The organism is Labrenzia sp. ATLA3 (assembly GCF_057180185.1).
In genome coordinates, this window is the sequence record NZ_JBXUKV010000001.1 from 675,043 (window position 1) to 691,040 (window position 15,998).

13 protein-coding genes are annotated in these 15,998 nt (G+C 57.9%); 5 read left to right on the forward strand and 8 right to left on the reverse strand.

Annotated elements, in window-relative coordinates:
* Positions 1-16 precede the first annotated feature (16 nt).
* Together lepB and AC2A6O_RS03055 are read right to left on the reverse strand one after the other, a co-directional pair.
* A complete protein-coding gene (gene lepB, locus AC2A6O_RS03050; RefSeq protein ID WP_498925675.1) occupies positions 17-691 on the reverse strand; it encodes a signal peptidase I in 675 nt (224 codons plus the stop codon).
* A 376-nt stretch (positions 692-1,067) separates the two neighbouring features.
* Positions 1,068-1,499: a hypothetical protein gene (locus AC2A6O_RS03055; RefSeq protein WP_498925676.1), complete on the reverse strand. Its 432-nt coding sequence runs from the start codon at positions 1,497-1,499 to the stop codon at positions 1,068-1,070.
* 457 nt (positions 1,500-1,956) lie between these two features.
* Between AC2A6O_RS03055 and parC the strand changes: the two genes are divergently transcribed.
* The gene (gene parC / locus AC2A6O_RS03060) at positions 1,957-4,209 is read left to right on the forward strand and encodes a DNA topoisomerase IV subunit A (protein WP_498925677.1); all 2,253 of its coding nucleotides are present in this window, start codon (positions 1,957-1,959) and stop codon (positions 4,207-4,209) included.
* On the opposite strand, the gene AC2A6O_RS03065 is transcribed toward parC, so the two are convergent.
* The gene (locus AC2A6O_RS03065) at positions 4,206-5,114 is read right to left on the reverse strand and encodes an AraC family transcriptional regulator (RefSeq protein ID WP_498925678.1); all 909 of its coding nucleotides are present in this window, start codon (positions 5,112-5,114) and stop codon (positions 4,206-4,208) included. The two genes, parC and AC2A6O_RS03065, sit on opposite strands and share 4 nt — an antisense overlap.
* On the opposite strand from AC2A6O_RS03065, the gene AC2A6O_RS03070 reads away from it, so the two are divergent.
* The 3 genes from AC2A6O_RS03070 to AC2A6O_RS03080 all read left to right on the forward strand — a co-directional run bounded on the left by AC2A6O_RS03070 (position 5,113) and on the right by AC2A6O_RS03080 (position 7,267).
* A complete protein-coding gene (locus AC2A6O_RS03070) occupies positions 5,113-5,520 on the forward strand; it encodes a DUF2000 family protein (protein WP_498925679.1) in 408 nt (135 codons plus the stop codon). The genes AC2A6O_RS03065 and AC2A6O_RS03070 overlap by 2 nt on opposite strands.
* Before the next feature lie 128 nt (positions 5,521-5,648).
* Positions 5,649-6,812, forward strand: coding sequence for an iron-containing alcohol dehydrogenase (locus AC2A6O_RS03075; protein WP_498925680.1), 1,164 nt, complete (start codon positions 5,649-5,651; stop codon positions 6,810-6,812).
* Entirely contained in the window at positions 6,809-7,267 is a 459-nt protein-coding gene (locus AC2A6O_RS03080; protein ID WP_498925681.1) for an acyl-CoA thioesterase, read from the forward strand. The genes AC2A6O_RS03075 and AC2A6O_RS03080 overlap by 4 nt, the downstream gene beginning before the upstream one ends.
* Before the next feature lie 188 nt (positions 7,268-7,455).
* Here the strand turns inward: AC2A6O_RS03080 and smpB are convergent, their stop codons facing one another.
* Together smpB and dapA are read right to left on the reverse strand one after the other, a co-directional pair.
* Positions 7,456-7,935, reverse strand: a complete 480-nt coding sequence (smpB, locus tag AC2A6O_RS03085) for an SsrA-binding protein SmpB (protein ID WP_148584364.1) — start codon at positions 7,933-7,935, stop codon at positions 7,456-7,458.
* A gap of 104 nt (positions 7,936-8,039) precedes the next feature.
* The gene (gene dapA, locus AC2A6O_RS03090; RefSeq protein WP_498925682.1) at positions 8,040-8,918 is read right to left on the reverse strand and encodes a 4-hydroxy-tetrahydrodipicolinate synthase; all 879 of its coding nucleotides are present in this window, start codon (positions 8,916-8,918) and stop codon (positions 8,040-8,042) included.
* 278 nt (positions 8,919-9,196) lie between these two features.
* Here dapA and AC2A6O_RS03095 point away from each other — a divergent pair, with 278 nt between their 5' ends.
* Positions 9,197-10,126 (forward strand): alpha/beta fold hydrolase, encoded by a 930-nt coding sequence (locus AC2A6O_RS03095; protein WP_498925683.1) that lies wholly within the window; start codon positions 9,197-9,199, stop codon positions 10,124-10,126.
* Between the two features lie 160 nt (positions 10,127-10,286).
* Here AC2A6O_RS03095 and AC2A6O_RS03100 read toward each other — a convergent pair whose 3' ends face one another.
* The 3 genes from AC2A6O_RS03100 to pbpC form a co-directional block, all read right to left on the reverse strand.
* Positions 10,287-11,447: a porin gene (locus AC2A6O_RS03100; RefSeq protein WP_498925684.1), complete on the reverse strand. Its 1,161-nt coding sequence runs from the start codon at positions 11,445-11,447 to the stop codon at positions 10,287-10,289.
* 438 nt (positions 11,448-11,885) lie between these two features.
* A complete protein-coding gene (locus tag AC2A6O_RS03105) occupies positions 11,886-13,034 on the reverse strand; it encodes a porin (RefSeq protein WP_498925685.1) in 1,149 nt (382 codons plus the stop codon).
* Positions 13,035-13,867: 833 nt separating this feature from the next.
* The gene (gene pbpC / locus AC2A6O_RS03110) at positions 13,868-15,997 is read right to left on the reverse strand and encodes a penicillin-binding protein 1C (RefSeq protein ID WP_498925686.1); all 2,130 of its coding nucleotides are present in this window, start codon (positions 15,995-15,997) and stop codon (positions 13,868-13,870) included.
* Position 15,998 lies beyond the last annotated feature (1 nt).

Here is a 15,998-nt window from a genome sequence, read left to right on the forward strand (position 1 = left end):
AACTCCAGAAACATGCCTAATTTGCTTCCGGCTGCACCGGCTGCCAAAGCGAACTGCTCTCGCCCTTGCGAAGAAGGATCGTCTCAACGACACCGGTAACTTCGTTCAGCGGTACATATCCGACGTAATCCGTGTAACGGCTGTCGACCGAATTGTCCCGATTGTCGCCCATTCCAAACAGATGACCGTCGGGCACGACATATTCTCTTGTCGTGTCCATTTCTCCTTGCGGATTGAGATCCAGAACCTCGTAACTTCTGCCGTTCGGCAAAGTTTCCCTGTATCGCGGAGCAGAGACCTCAGTACCGTCTGAAGCCTCGTAGCGATAGTCTGCAAGGGCCTGACGTGGAACAGGCACATCATTGATCAGCACCACGCCGTCCTGAAGCCGTATGCGCTCGCCCGGCAAGCCGATGACCCTTTCCAGATAATCGTTTGCCCCTTTGGCAGCGATATTGAAAACGATTACGTCTCCGCGGACTGGCTCATAGTGCTCGCCCATTGAGGGGAAGATTTTTCTCCCAAGAACAACTTCACCGACCTCCAGGGTCGGACGCATGCTGCCTGAAGGAATGGAATAGGTTTTCAGGCGCAACAGGTAAAAATCATTCCAGGACACCACTACAGCAGCAAGAACCAGCGCCACCAAACCGACCAAGAGCCAACGAAAAGATTTGCGTTTGGAAGCCATGAACCCGCCTGAAAAAGCGCCGCGCAGTTTTGCGTGACTGAAATAAACTCGGCGATCAACTAAGGGATGGTGCTGATTCTCACAAGCCCTTCACGCAACCTGAGGTTTTCACCTGCTTGCCTTCATCCTGTTTGGGCTTGGGTTTCTCGGCATGGCGTTTCAGGTCCCTGCCAGTGCGGATCAGCTTCACGAAGTCGCGATGGTGATTGTACAGCCGGCCACGCGTGACGCATGGAAGCCGGTCACATAGGCACTTGCTCTACGCCGTGCGCCTTCTGATCTCCGGAGCCCGGTGATATCCGAAGCCTTGCGCGCGCTTCAAGACATGCGCGCATCGTCAACGGCAAGTCCGCAGTCTATGACGATGCTCCTTGTCCTAAAGACACGGGTCCATCGCCGGCAGGCGTGGAACCAACAGCAGGTCGTCGACCTTCGCTCTGAACTCCTCGTCGGAGGTTTCGTCAAACGCAGACACCAGACGCGCAGGGAATTGCACGCGCTCGGGAACGTCCGCCTTGCAGCTCTTCAACTTTCCAGATGCATCCGGTCCTCTCAGATCGTCGCGGAGTTTCCTGAGCTTTGCCTGATTATGCTCCTTCAGTTGGCTCATCGTGACAGGCTCGATCGAATTGGCGAGGATGAAACGATCCATCCGCTCAAGCGCCTCGTCCACAAGACACGATACGCGCTCGTTTTCAACATCCTGACAGCTGTCGAGCGCTGCCCGCGCCAGTTGATAGATCCCCTTGACGCAGAGCACCGCACCATGGCCGCTTTGATCAAAGGTGGCGATCTGTATTTTCGCCATCCTTGCGCTCCATCTCCAGCAGAACATCGCCTGGAAGCATCACTTTCCGGATCTCGGCCCCATCGGACAAAACCTCGAACTCAGGTGCCAAGTCCGGCCGGTCGAAGTAGGAATCGTAAGGCGTGTTCCATGGTGCGGATTGCGCGAAAGCGGCCAATGGAGAAAAAAGCAGGAGCGCGAAAGCAAGACTGCTTGCGGCAAAGAACAGTTTTATCGCCCGTTCATTCTCCGAACGAAATGGGCCCTGCCGAGCTTTCAGCACCTATCCAGGATTGCATTGATGATTTCGGATTTGCCTGTAAAAGACAACCGGGAACAGCCGCAATAGGTTTCTTCGCCCGCCATCGCCAGCCACGCCTGCCTGGACCTACCGATTTCCGTTGAAAATCGGCCAGTTCCGGCCCTTTCCGCGTGCAAGCGAATTGAACCCGCCCGCCGAACAGGTTAGCAGATATTCATGGGAAAAGAGACGACACCGCCGCCAAGCGGCATTGAGAGCATTAATCTCAAGAATGCGCTGGAAGAGCGCTATCTGGCCTATGCACTGTCGACCATCATGCACCGGGCCTTGCCTGACGTGCGCGATGGTTTGAAACCGGTGCACAGGCGCCTGCTCTATGCAATGCGCCTTTTGAAACTCGACCCCGGATCTGGCTTCAAGAAATGCGCCCGCGTTGTCGGTGACGTCATCGGTAAATACCACCCGCATGGCGACCAGGCGGTTTACGATGCGCTCGTTCGTCTTGCCCAGGACTTCGCGCAGCGCTATCCGCTGATCGACGGCCAGGGCAACTTCGGCAACGTCGACGGCGATAACGCGGCGGCCATGCGTTACACCGAAGCGCGCATGACCGATACCGCCAAGCGACTGCTGGACGGGCTGGACGAGAATGCCGTCGATTTCCGTGAGACCTATGACGGTGAGGACAAGGAGCCGATCGTTCTGCCGGGCGGCTTTCCGAACCTTCTCGGCAACGGGTCGTCGGGCATCGCCGTTGGCATGGCGACGTCAATTCCGCCGCACAATGCGTTCGAGCTTTGCCAGGCGTGCCAGCACCTGATCAAGAACCCGAATGCGGAAACCGGCGAATTGCTGGAATACATCAAGGGCCCGGATTTCCCGACCGGTGGTCTTCTGGTGTCGGATCAGGGTTCCATTCGCGAAGCCTATGAAACCGGACGCGGCAGTTTCCGCATCCGTGCCCGCTGGGAAGTCGAAGACCTCGGCCGTGGGCAGTGGGCGATTGTCGTCACGGAAATCCCCTACCAGGTTCAGAAGTCGCGCCTGATCGAGAAGATCGCCGAACTGCTGACGGCGCGCAAACTGCCGCTTCTGGACGATATCCGCGATGAATCGGCAGAAGACATTCGCATCGTCCTGGTGCCGCGTTCGCGCAATGTCGACGCCAACATCCTGATGGAGTCGCTGTTCAAGCTGACGGACCTGGAAAACAGGTTCTCCTTGAACATGAACGTCCTGTCCATGGGCAAGGTGCCCATGGTGATGGGCCTGAAGCAGGTCCTGCGTGAATGGCTTGACCACCGCAAGGAAGTGTTGATCCGCCGGTCCGAATACCGGCTTGGGCAGATCAACCACCGTCTGGAAGTTCTGGAAGGCTATCTTGTTGCCTATCTGAACCTGGACGAGGTCATCCGCATCATCCGTGAAGAGGACGAACCCAAAGCCGAACTGATGCAGACTTTCGAGCTGTCGGATGTTCAGGCGGAAGCCATCCTCAACATGCGCCTGCGGTCCTTGCGCAAGCTGGAAGAGATGGAAATCCGCAAGGAACACGACAAGCTGTCGGCGGAAAAAGACGACCTGACCAAACTGCTCGGTTCCGACGCGCGTCAGTGGACCAAGATCTCCAAGGAGATCGCGGATATCTCCAAGGTCTATGGCCCTGAAACCGAAATCGGCAAGCGCCGGACCGACAAATCCGAAGCCCCGGAAACGGATCTGATCGATATCCAGCAGGCGATGATCGAAAAGGAACCGATCACCGTCATCATTTCCGAAAAAGGCTGGATCCGCGCGATGAAGGGTCACCAGACGGACCTTTCCGGCGTCGCGTTCAAGCAGGGCGACAAACTGAAATTGTCGTTGCATGCGGAGACCACCGACAAGATTCTGCTGTTCTCGACCGGCGGCAAGTTCTTCACGCTTGGCGCGGACCGTCTTCCCGGCGGGCGTGGCCATGGCGAACCGATCCGCCTGATGGTGGAGATGGACGAGGCGCAGGATGTGGTGAACGCTTTCGTTCACAAGCCTGGGCGCAATCTGCTGCTGGCGACCACCGAGGCGCGTGGATTTGTCGTCAGCGAGGACGACGTCGTTGCCAACACCCGCAAGGGCAAACAGGTGCTGAACCTCAGTGCGCCGGCAGCGGCCTCAATCTGTGTGGAGGCAGCCGGCGATCATGTGGCCATCATCGGCGAAAACAGAAAACTCCTGGTGTTCCCGCTGGTGCAGATCCCGCAGATGGGCCGTGGCCGCGGCGTTCGACTGCAGCGCTACCGGGATGGCAACATTTCGGACATTCGCGTCTTCAAGAGCGAAGACGGCCTGACCTGGATCGACAGTTCCGGCCGCAGCTTCACTCGGTCGCTGGAAGAACTCGCCGATTGGCGCGGCGAACGCGGCCAGGCTGGCCGCCTGCCCCCCACAGGGTTCCCGCGGTCAAACAAATTTGGACCGAACAAGCTCTAAGCCATACTGGCGGCGCACAGCCGCCGCCAGTGACCGGGCGTCATTCCGAATGTGCGCTTGAAGTGGCGGGTCAGATGACTTTGATCCGCAAAACCACTGGCAAAGGCCGCATCGGCAAGGGACGCTCCCTGGGTCAGTTCTGTCTTGGCCCTCTCAAGACGCCGCATGACGAGATAGCGGTGTGGGCTCGTTCCAAATATATTGCGGAATTGTCGGGACAGGGAGAACCTGTCCATCTGCGCCAGGTCTTCCAGCTCTTCCATACTGATCCTGTCGGCGCAGCCGTCTCTCAAATACTCAGCGCAAGCCCTCAGAGACGACCAGTTCAACGTGATGTTGCCCTCCTTGCGGACATCGGCGTGACGGGCCAGACAAGCGGCCAGATCCGTGACAAGGCAATCACGCCGGAAGGCTCCCATTTCTTGATCAATGTCGGACAGGGCATCTGCCAGATCTTTTCTGAAGCCCTCGTCTGAGATAACCGGTGAGCCGATAAACGGCAGACGCGCATTGCCCGAGACCGCCAACGCTTCACTGATCAGCTCCGGCGGAATGTAGAGCATGCGGTAGCGGAGCCCGCGCTCGGTTCCCGCACCGCCATCATGCAGTTCGTCCGGATGGATGACGATCACCTGTCCCGGCAATGAAGCACGTCTCTCACCGCGATAACTGAAGGTCTGCACACCGCTGATGGTCAAACCGATGGCGTATGTATCGTGCCGGTGCGGCGCAAAGCCATTGCCGTGAAACCGGGCCTCAATGCGCTCGATCCCCTGTTCCGGTGGCGCAACGAGGATCGTGTCCGCTTCAACGGCGCACAAACGTTCAAGACCACTCGGCTTGCTCTCCGCTAGATCCTGCTCTTCCGCTTCAAGATGAAATCCCCGTGTGGAGTTGAAAGTCATGTTCGAAACCAAGTTCGTCGTTGTTGTTCGAGAAGATCTCGCTGTGTGGCAGAAGCTGAATGTGACCGCGTTCCTGTCAACCGGCGTTGCCGCGGCAAAGCCCGGCATAATCGGCGAAGCCTATAGCGATGCAGCAGCCAATGTCTATCACCCGATGAGTGTTCAGCCGATCATCGTCCTCAGTGCTGACGCGGAGACACTTAGCAAGATCCACAGGCGCACGCTGGACCGTTCGGTTCCGGCAAGCCTTTACATCGAGGAAATGTTCACCACCGGACATGACAGCGCGAACCGGGAGGTCTTTTCACGCTTTGGGCCGGAGGATGCGAAGGTTGTCGGCATCGCGTTTCATGCGGACAGGAAGATCGCAGACAAGGTTTCAAAAGGCGCGAAGATGCACGCCTGAACCACTATCGACGCTGGAGTTCGTGAAGACGTGGCACGCCTCATCTTCCTCAAAAGTCGGATCAATCTTCTCTCGACTGCGCATGTCTTTTCCTGCCACTGTGAAGCAAACAGAACCCGGGAGGACTTATGATAGCGGCGTTCACGTTCAACACCAGTCAGCGCATTGTCTTCGAAAATGGCGCCGCTGAGGCCCTGGCAAGCCACGCGGCTTCTTTTCTGGGGCCCCGCCCCTTTCTCGTAACCGATCCGGGAATTGTTTCCCTTGGCCTGCAAGCGCCCTGCGAAGCCGCACTGACCGGGGCCGGGCACGACTTGGCCCGGTTCAGTGACGTCGTTGCCGATCCGCCAAGGTCACTCGTTGATGCTGCCGTGGACGCAGCCCGCGCTCACGGGGCCACGTCCGTCATCGGGTTCGGTGGTGGGTCGTCGCTTGATGTCGCCAAGCTCGTCGCGCTGCTGCTTGGCAGCAAAGAGGACCTGGACGATGCCTGGGGCATCGGAAACGCCAAGGGCCCGCGTTTGCCGCTGATCCTTGTTCCGACGACCGCAGGAACCGGATCGGAGGTCACTCCGATTTCGATCATCACGGTTGGAGAAGAAGAAAAACGCGGTGTCGTGTCGCCGCTCCTTTTGCCCGATCTTGCGATCCTCGACCCGTTGCTGACCCTTGGCCTGCCAGGACCGGTAACAGCGGCGACAGGCATTGACGCGATGGTTCATGCCATTGAGGGCTACGCCTCGAAATCCGCGAACAACAACCCGGTGTCCAGAACCTTGGCCATCGAAGCTTTGAAGCTGCTGGGCGCCAATATCGAAAAGGCGGTATTTACGCCTGACGACACCGACGCACGGGGGGCAATGTTGCTGGGCTCGATGCTTGCCGGCATGGCCTTTGCCAACTCACCTGTGGCGGCGGTTCATGCCCTTGCCTATCCCATCGGCGGTACGTTTCACGTCCCCCACGGATTGTCTAACGCGCTGGTTCTGCCGCATGTCCTGAAGTTCAATAACGCCGTTGCCTCAGAGACTTATGCCGAGATCGCGCCAACCGTATTTCCGGAGCTTAGTGGCGTAAGCGATGCGCGGGCCCGGTCTGATCTATTCGCGGAACACTTGGCGGACCTTGCCGTAAAACTCGGTCTTCAGACACGCTTGCGCGATGTCGGTATCAGTGAGGCCGATCTGCCCAAACTGGCGAGCGACGCCATGAAACAGACCCGTCTACTGGTCAACAATCCTCGGGAAATGGGCGAAACGGACGCGTTTGATATCTACAAGGCAGCGCTATGAATTTCACAGCTAATCCCCAAGCAACCAGACCGGAACCTTTGAAACGGTCCGAATTCAAAGCTTTTCTACATATCCCCACAAGGTGGATGGATGTGGACATCTACGGGCACGTCAACAATGTGCAGTATTTGAGCTATTTCGACACTGCCGTGAACAGCTGGTACGTTGACAACAAATTGCTCGACCCGATCAGCAGCCAGGAAATCTTTCTGGTGGTGGAAACCGGTTGCAATTACTTTGCCGAGCTGACCTTTCCTTCCGTCGTTTCCGCAGGGTTGAAGGTCGAGAAACTTGGCTCAACGTCTGTGGTTTTCCGGGTCGGGCTGTTTGCAGGCGAAGACCAGACAACAGCAGCTCATGGTCGCTTTGTGCATGTTCATGTAGACCGTGAAACGCGCAGGCCTTGCCCCATTCCCGACTGGAAACGCGATATCCTGGAAAGTTTGACGGCTTAGAGGAAGATGAGTGCGCAGAAAGACTTTTTTGCTACGGTCTTACACAGGCAATTCACGGGAAAAGCCCGGGATTGGCAATTTTGCTACCCACAGCCAGTGCACAGCTCTTCCACACCTTATGCGCCAGCCCTCCACAGGTTACGCAAAGTCATGGAGTTGAGGTTTTGTGCTGCTGTGGATAGACGCAGTTAGCTCAAGTTCTTCATCAACCGGGATTTTTCCCGCTGCCAATCGCGCTTCTTTTCAGTCTCGCGCTTGTCGTGCAGCTTTTTCCCGCGGGCCAGCGCCAGTTCCAGCTTTGCCCGGCCCTGCTCATTGAAATAGAGCTTGAGCGGAACAATCGTCTTGCCGTCCTTCTGGACCGCGCCTGCGAGTTTGCCGATTTCCCGCTTGTGCAACAGCAACTTGCGCGGACGGCGCGGCTCGTGGTTGAAACGGTTGGCCTGCAGGTATTCCGGAATATAGACGTTGTAGATCCAGATCTCGCCCTTGTGCTCGGCAGCGTAGGACTCGGCTATGTTCGCCTTGCCATTGCGCAAAGACTTGACCTCGGTGCCTTTCAGCTCGATTCCAGCTTCCAGCGTATCTTCAATTTCGAAATTGAACCGGGCTTTCCGGTTGTCGGAAATGATGGTCCGCCCCGGATCGCCCCCTTTTCTCGGAGCCATTTTTATCCTTCCGGCGTCAGCGCCATGGATCTGAGTTCGTCTCAAACAGGCAAACACTTAAGACGAACGTCAGTTCCCGGCGGCCTGCGCCATTCCTTTTCCGATCAGTTGATCAATCCGGCATGTGCCATCGCAGCACGAATCTCGGCTTGCGCGGCCTCGCTTACCGGCAGAAGCGGCAACCGAAGCTCCTCATCTGCCTTGCCAAGCAGGGAGAGCGCGTATTTTGCACCACCCGGGCTCGGCTCCAGGAACATGGCCCGGTGCAGCGGTGCCAGACGATCCTGATACTCAAGTGCCTTCTTGTAATCCCCCGCGAATGTGGCTGCCTGGAATTCGGCACACAGGCGCGGCGCAACGTTGGCGGTTACGGAGATACAGCCGACACCGCCATGCGCGTTGAAGGCAAGCGCGGAGATGTCTTCACCTGACAGCTGGACGAACTCCGGGCCACACAGCTGGCGCTGACGGCTCGCCTTGGCCATGTCGGCGGTCGCATCCTTCACGCCCTTGATGTTTTCGCAGGTTTCAAACAGTTCGGCCATCGTTTCCGGCAACATGTCGACAATTGAACGTCCCGGAATGTTGTAGATGAAGATCGGAATACCGACTGCATCGTTGACGGCCTTGAAATGAGCCTTCATGCCGGCCTGGTTTGGCTTGTTGTAATAAGGCGTTACGACCAGCAAGGCATCGGCACCTGCCTTTTCGGCGTGCTGCGCAAAGTCGATAGCCTCGATCGTGTTGTTGGAGCCTGCACCCGCCATGACAGGAACGCGGCCGGCAGCGGCCTCCACGCAAAGCTCCACCACCCGCTTATGTTCGTCGTGGGTCAGCGTCGGGCTTTCCCCGGTCGTTCCCACAGGTACGAGACCGGATGAGCCTTCGGCAATCTGCCAGTCGACAAACTCCTGGAACCGTTTCTCATCAAGCGCTCCGTCCTTGAACGGGGTAATCAGCGCTGGAATTGAACCTTTGAACATCTCGGTTTCCTCTTGGATGATTGTCGCGGTTCCGACGGGCGGAAGGGTATCTGTTTCAGATGGAGGCGCAACATACTCATCTGCTGAACAAGGGGCAATGGTTCCAAGGCCATAGAACCGATGCTTTTCGACTTTTCTTGCCTCAACTGCGCTCTTCCAGCGACACCCGTCGCCTTGTTTTCAGACCTGGATAAGAAGTCTTCCTATTGGCAGCCTTCCGCATTCCACCCTATCTTTGAAAAAACAACCTTTGGATGGAAACGTAACGGGAGACACTCATGGCTTCTGCGCCACAAGAGGCGCTCTTCAGCGCCGGCACTGCTCCAGATCACGCGGCGGTCGAGTTTACATGGCAAAGCCCGGACGGCCTGACCCTTTCCGGGTGCGAGTGGCCAGTGGGGACGGCTGCACCGGAAGGGACACCATCCGCCATTCCGGTTCTTTGCTTGCCTGGTCTCTCCCGAAACACACGAGATTTCAATGAGATCGCGCGTTTCCTTCAATCTCGCGGGCATAGGGTCATCGCTCTCGACTATCGGGGGCGCGGCAAGAGCGACTGGGATCCGGACTGGCGCAATTACGCACTGACCGTAGAAGACAAAGACATCGATGCTGCCATTGCAGAATTGCATCTGGAGCGTTTTGCCGTGCTTGGAACGTCACGTGGCGGCCTACACGCCCTGGCTATGGGCTTGCGATATCCGGCTTCCCGAATGGCTGCCGTCATCTTCAATGACGTCGGTCCGCATATCGAGATGCGAGCGATCCACCGAATTGCTTCCACACTTGGCCACCAGATGAAAAGCGCTTCTCATGAGGAGGTCGCGGAAAAGCTCGAACATGCGCTCGGATATCAGTTTCCGGCTTTCATAAAGGCGGACTGGCTCAGACTGGCCCATCAGCTCGCGTCGGAACGCGACGGCCATGTGGTCATGGATTATGACCCCGCCCTCGCCCATCAACTGGCAAGCCTGGATGATGCCGCGCCCTCGCCTGATCTTTGGCCGCTCTACGAAAAGCTGACCGACCGCCCGGTTCTTGTTCTTCGCGGAGAACATTCCGATCTGCTGAGCCCGGACACCTGCCGTCGCATGATGGAGAATCACCCGAACGCGGCCGTGAAAACCGTTCCAGGCCAGGGACACGCCCCGGTTCTATGGGACGGTGAAACGCATAAGACGATCTCGGAATTTCTGCAAACCGTCTGACCTGGCCACCCGGCCACGGACTTTTACGCTTCTGTGTTGATGAGCGTTTGAGCATCAGCATCGCAAGCTGCGTTGCTCCTTGCAGATTTTTCCTGCAACAAGACAAAAGAAAACCCGGCGTTTCCGCCGGGTTTTCCATCAAACCTCGAGTGAGGGATGATTAGAAGGTGCGCTGCATACGAACACCGAAGAGGAGTTCGTCAACGTCAGACGCAGAGCTCGGGTCGGTGTTGGCGTAACCAACGTCAGCACCCATCACGAAGCCAGAGACCGGCTCCCACTGTACGGAACCGTCGATTGCCCAACGGGTCAGATCGGTTGCGCCAGCCGGCTGATCGATGTCCATGTAGGAACCGTCGAGAGCAAGACCGATCGTGGAAGTTGCCTGGATGTAAGCACCAGCCGACAGGGAGTAGCCGGTGGAGGTGCCGCTGGTCGGGCCGTAATCGGAGACTGCTACGCCGCCAACGGTGCTGTTTGCGCCGATGTAGGACAGAGCGCCGTCTGCGTAGAAGCCCTGGAAGTAGATGTTGGAACCCGGAGAAGCCATCGGCAGGTTCACAACGACGCCACCGCCGATTGCCCAACCGAGGGAATCGTCAGCACCGTTGTTGGTTGCGCCGGTCTGGTGTGCAGCTGCACGATCCGGGTAAACCTGGTGCAGAGCACCGGACAGCTGTGCAGAACCCCAACCCTGGGAAACGCCGAGAGCAGCGACCAGGTCCGGTGCACGAGTGCCGCCGTAGACGCCAACTTCACGGTTCGAACGATCTTCCAGAGCGATCGTAGCGGAGAAACCGTTACCGAAAGCTGCGGTGTAAGCGATCTGGTTGGTGGTCTGGTCGGACCAGTTACGGTCAACAACACCCATGAAGGTCTGACCGGTGAAGATGTCGAAGTTAGACGACAGGTAACCAGCTGTCAGGCCGCCCCACTGGATGTAAGCGTTGTCCAGCGTGGTAGAGCCGACACCGTTCGTGACGGTGGAGTACATGGAGACGTAAGCACGCAGGGTACCGAATTCGGTTGCGGTGCGAGCGTCCAGGTACAGGTAGCCGCGAGACAGCCAGGAGTAGCCGTCAGAATCACGGTTGCCCCATGCGCCGTTGTCCAGCGTGTTGTTGACGATCACCTGGGTACGAACACGGCCGCCAACGCGGAGGCAGGTTTCGGTGCCCGGGATGTAGTAGAAGCGTGCGCCGTAAGCGTCACAGACGCGAACGTAATCAACCGGCTCCGGAGCAACCGGAAGATCGGCTGCCTGTGCGGTGGTGGCGGCAGCAGCAGCTGCAGCGCCGAGCATCAAGCTCTTGAGTTTCATATCTGACCTCCAATCAGTCATTTCAATTGGCACCAAAGATAAGCGCCATTGTCCCCGCGAATTGTGTCTGAGTTTGTCACCGACCGGAGGTTGGACGTCCGAGGCAGACAAATCAGTGCGGCTCGAAGCCGCTCGCATGGATGACCATACGCATACATTTCCCCGGTTCAACACAGAATACGGTCCAGACCTACCGCAGCGGCTGTTTTCAAAAACCGGTGTTGCGTGAATGTCACAAAAATGGATCGGATATTTAGAAACTGTTAGGATTCTCGGCAAAACCGCCGTTTTGACCGGCCCTTGGCCGGGAGGCTCGAAGCCTCACCCCATGCAAATTCTCAGGGAATCAAAATGGGGACGGCCCGGCAGATTGAAGCCTGCCGGGCCGCGTGACTGACTGGAGTTCAGAGGATCACAGCCAGAATTCTAATCAGATGATTAGAAAGTGCGCTGCATACGAACACCGAAGAGGAGTTCGTCAACGTCAGATGCAGAGCTCGGGTCGGTGTTGGCGTAACCAACGTCAGCACCCATTACGAAGCCAGAGACCGGCTCCCACTGTACGGAACCGTCGATTGCCCAACGGGTCAGATCGGTTGCGCCAGTCGGCTGATCGATGTCCATGTAGGAACCGTCGAGAGCAAGACCGATCGTGGAAGTTGCCTGGATGTAAGCACCAGCAGACAGGGAGTAACCAGTGGAAGTGCTACCGGTCGGGCCGTAATCGGAGACTGCTACGCCGCCAACGGTGCTGTTTGCGCCGATGTAGGACAGAGCGCCGTCTGCGTAGAAGCCCTGGAAGTAGATGTTGGAACCAGCAGAAGCCATCGGCAGGTTGAAGACGACGCCGCCGCCGACTGCCCAACCGAGGGAGTCTTCACCACCGTTATTGGTGCGGTTGAATGCTGCATCCGGGTAAACCTGGTGCAGAGCACCGGACAGCTGTGCAGAACCCCAACCCTGGGAAACGCCGAGAGCAGCGACCAGGTCCGGTGCACGAGTGCCGCCGTATGCGCCAACTTCACGGTTCGAACGATCTTCCAGAGCGATCGTAGCGGAGAAACCGTTACCGAAAGCTGCGGTGTAAGCGATCTGGTTGGTGGTCTGGTCGGACCAGTTACGGTCAACAACACCCATGAAGGTCTGACCGGTGAAGATGTCGAAGTTAGACGACAGGTAACCAGCTGTCAGGCCGCCCCACTGGATGTAAGCGTTGTCCAGCGTGGAAGAACCGACACCGTTCGTGACGGTGGAGTACATGGAGACGTATGCACGCAGGGTACCGAATTCGGTTGCGGTGCGAGCGTCCAGGTACAGGTAGCCGCGAGACAGCCAGGAGTAGCCGTCAGAATCACGGTTGCCCCATGCGCCGTTGTCCAGCGTGTTGTTGACGATCACCTGGGTACGAACACGGCCGCCAACGCGGAGGCAGGTTTCGGTGCCCGGGATGTAGTAGAAGCGTGCGCCGTAAGCGTCACAGACGCGAACGTAATCAACCGGCTCCGGAGCAACCGGAAGATCGGCTGCCTGTGCGGTGGTGGCAGCAGCAGCAGCTGCAGCGCCGAGCATCAAGCTCTTGAGTTTCATATCTGACCTCCAAAAGTCAATTTTCATTGGAACCAAACCTGACCCTCAAGGACCTGGTGGGTTCCATCCCCGCGATTTCGTACAAAAACCATTCAGCAGAAAAAGCCAGAACCGTTTTTACTGGCGATTACTCGCCGTCGCAGAAGCTAAGAACCAAACTCGACGCGGCGCAGCAAGCCCAAACTGCCAACCGGCAACACAGCCGGGCACCTGTGTGCTTTTTCTGCAACATACTGTTTTACAACCAATTTCCCTTTCCCCAAGGGAATACTTGGGCAATTACTCGGCAGAAACCCTACAGAAATGATGGATACGCGGGTTTGGGCCCAACCCCATACCGGCGCGACATAACAAAGAAAAAGCGATTACGTTTGAGGCTTTAGATAACTCCCCAGCAAAAATAGTCACCTACTTTGAGTTTTCGAATGTATATTTCTACTTATTCTTTCAATTTTTCTTTATTTATTCTTTTTTAACAAAATAAACCAGAAAAAGATAAGAAATTGAGCATCTTCCGTTGGAGTAAGGGAAACACCTCCCAGACGAGTGGAGAAATTCGTCTGAAACCAGAAAACGCAATGCGAATCTCGTCTTCCGCATACTTTGCCGAACATTTGGAATCAGGAATATTCGCCGCGATCGGGTGAAACAGGGCATTTGCGAGAGATTCTGCCGCGCCAAGCCAGAGCATCGTTGAACAGACCAATGACTGGCTGAAACGGTCAGGCTGTCTCCACCCCTCCCGCCTTGTGCGGAAGTCATTTCACCGCTGCCACTCGCTTGGTGACCTCAGTCCACGAACAACGTCTCTAGGCTGAGGCCCATAACCCCGTCTAGTGAAGAAGAACCGTTATCCCGGCACTGTTGCCGTTGGCATCGAGTACGGTCACATCCGCAAAACCGGGCGAGTCCGGCTGCCAGACCAGTTGCCGCTCCCGCTGACCGGTGCGGAGAGGCTGACCGTTGACCAGGAAGGAAAACGGCCCGGCACCGCCCTTGAACTTGACGACAAGGGGCTGCGCGGCTCGGTTCGTTGTGCTGTCCTCTGCGAATCCCAGATCCAGTTCGGCGCCATCCGGTGGATAGGAAATCTGCAAACTGTCGCCTGTGCGCAGCGTGCCGCGGTTTTGCGGCAACCGCGCGAAGCGGAGCGGTTCGGGAACCTGTCGCCCGGCAACACCCATGGCTTCCGCCGGACCATCGGGGAGCGGAACCCTGTCCGGCCCCAGTGTCTGAAATGTCTCGAAGAGAATCGGCACCGCGACAGAGGCTCCCGTCGCCCCGGGCACGGGCGTGCCATCCGGACGCCCCGACCAGATCGCCACCACATAACGCCCGTCATAGCCGACAGCCCAGGCATCCCGGTAGCCGTAAGCCGTGCCGGTCTTGTAAGCGACATGGTGCGTTTCCGCGCTTTGGGGCTGCGGTAGTCCAGACAGAATGTCGCCGACCAGCCAGGAAGCCTTTTCAGACAGGACATGGGCAGAAGACACCCTCTGCCTGATCTTCCCGCAATCCGCGCGGCAGACTGACAGAGCGACAGGCGCGCCCCCGCGCGCCATGGCCGCGTAGGCCTGGGTCAGGTCCCTGAGCGACATGCCGAGCCCCCCAAGACTGATGGCAAGGCCAGGGGCAATGCCTTTTTCCATCACGGGATTCGCGCCTGCCCGTTTCAGCCGCGCAATCAGCCGAGCAGGCCCCACGGCTTCCAGCAGTTTCACGGCTGGTGTGTTCAGCGACAGCTGCAGCGCTTCGCGCAAGGTGACCGTTCCCTGGTAGGACTGGTCGAAATTGGTCGGCTGATACCCGCCGATGTTGGTTGCCCGGTCTACAATGAAACTCTCCGGCAGACCGACACCTTCCTCAAAGGCGAGGCCGTAGATGAACGGTTTCAACGTCGAGCCCGGCGAACGGGTCGCACGCGTCATGTCGACATGTCCCTGACGGCGCGTGTCGAGCAGGTCTGGCGCGCCGACGCTTGCCAGAATCTCTCCGCTGTGGTGATCCGCCACCAGAATTGCCAGTGAGACAGGCGACGGCATTGTCTCGCTCTTGCGCCTTGCAAGGGATTCGAGCGCGCGCTGAAGGTCAAGGTCTATGGTCAACCGGTGAACGGGCGATTGTGGCGTGTCGGCCCGGGCTTGCCGGCTTTCGTGCGGTGCCAGGAAGGGCATTGCGTAACGAACGGTTCTTACCGGTTCGTTCGCAGCGGAAGCTGCCTCTTCCAAACTGAGAACACCGGCGGCCGCCGCCCGCCGCAGCACCCGGTTTCGGGCCTTTTTCGCGCGTTCGGGAAAACGGTCGGGCCGCCGTGCCTCCGGGCTTTGCGGCAACGCCACGAGCAACGCGGCTTCCGCAGGCGTGAGACGTCCCGGCTCCTTGCCGAACCAGGTCAGGCTTGCCGCCCGGACACCTTCCAGGTTGCCACCGAAGGGGGCCCGCAGTGCGTAAAGGCGCAGGATGTCTTCTTTTGAGAACACCGCTTCAAGCTGAACGGCTCGAAGCAATTGCTCATACTTGCGCTCGAGCGACTTCGTCGACTGCTCTTCCAGCAAACGCGCAACCTGCATGGTGAGCGTCGAACCGCCAGAAACAATACGGCCGTTCCGAAGGCTTTGCAGGGCGGAGCGAATCAGAGCCCGCGGATCGAACCCTCCATGTTCAAAAAACCGCTTGTCCTCAAAGGCCAGCAGCATTTTGAAATACAGCGGATCGACTTCGGCCAACTCAACCGGCAAACGCCACTTGTCATCCTGACTGGTGAAGGCGCGCAGCAGCCGGTCGTTCCGGTCCAGAACGACGACAGACAAAGGCAGATCCGCGACGCGAGGCGGCGCCGGCAGCGACGCATAGTCGTGCTCAACCTTTGCAAACAGACAGAGCGACAGCGCGGCGGCACCAAGACCGGTGGCGGCCAGCCACCGCCGGATCATGTGCCAGTCCCGCCGCGCCAATGTCTTCATC

What these genes read in the sequence shown, in the direction of transcription:
- lepB (WP_498925675.1), bottom strand. Translation starts at nt 691, where the DNA reads ATGGCTTCCAAACGCAAATCTTTTCGTTGGCTCTTGGTCGGTTTGGTG.
- AC2A6O_RS03055 (WP_498925676.1), bottom strand. Translation starts at nt 1,499, where the DNA reads ATGGCGAAAATACAGATCGCCACCTTTGATCAAAGCGGCCATGGTGCG.
- parC (WP_498925677.1), top strand. Translation starts at nt 1,957, where the DNA reads ATGGGAAAAGAGACGACACCGCCGCCAAGCGGCATTGAGAGCATTAAT.
- AC2A6O_RS03070 (WP_498925679.1), top strand. Translation starts at nt 5,113, where the DNA reads ATGTTCGAAACCAAGTTCGTCGTTGTTGTTCGAGAAGATCTCGCTGTG.
- AC2A6O_RS03065 (WP_498925678.1), bottom strand. Translation starts at nt 5,114, where the DNA reads ATGACTTTCAACTCCACACGGGGATTTCATCTTGAAGCGGAAGAGCAG.
- AC2A6O_RS03075 (WP_498925680.1), top strand. Translation starts at nt 5,649, where the DNA reads ATGATAGCGGCGTTCACGTTCAACACCAGTCAGCGCATTGTCTTCGAA.
- AC2A6O_RS03080 (WP_498925681.1), top strand. Translation starts at nt 6,809, where the DNA reads ATGAATTTCACAGCTAATCCCCAAGCAACCAGACCGGAACCTTTGAAA.
- smpB (WP_148584364.1), bottom strand. Translation starts at nt 7,935, where the DNA reads ATGGCTCCGAGAAAAGGGGGCGATCCGGGGCGGACCATCATTTCCGAC.
- dapA (WP_498925682.1), bottom strand. Translation starts at nt 8,918, where the DNA reads ATGTTCAAAGGTTCAATTCCAGCGCTGATTACCCCGTTCAAGGACGGA.
- AC2A6O_RS03095 (WP_498925683.1), top strand. Translation starts at nt 9,197, where the DNA reads ATGGCTTCTGCGCCACAAGAGGCGCTCTTCAGCGCCGGCACTGCTCCA.
- AC2A6O_RS03100 (WP_498925684.1), bottom strand. Translation starts at nt 11,447, where the DNA reads ATGAAACTCAAGAGCTTGATGCTCGGCGCTGCAGCTGCTGCTGCCGCC.
- AC2A6O_RS03105 (WP_498925685.1), bottom strand. Translation starts at nt 13,034, where the DNA reads ATGAAACTCAAGAGCTTGATGCTCGGCGCTGCAGCTGCTGCTGCTGCC.
- pbpC (WP_498925686.1), bottom strand. Translation starts at nt 15,997, where the DNA reads ATGAAGACATTGGCGCGGCGGGACTGGCACATGATCCGGCGGTGGCTG.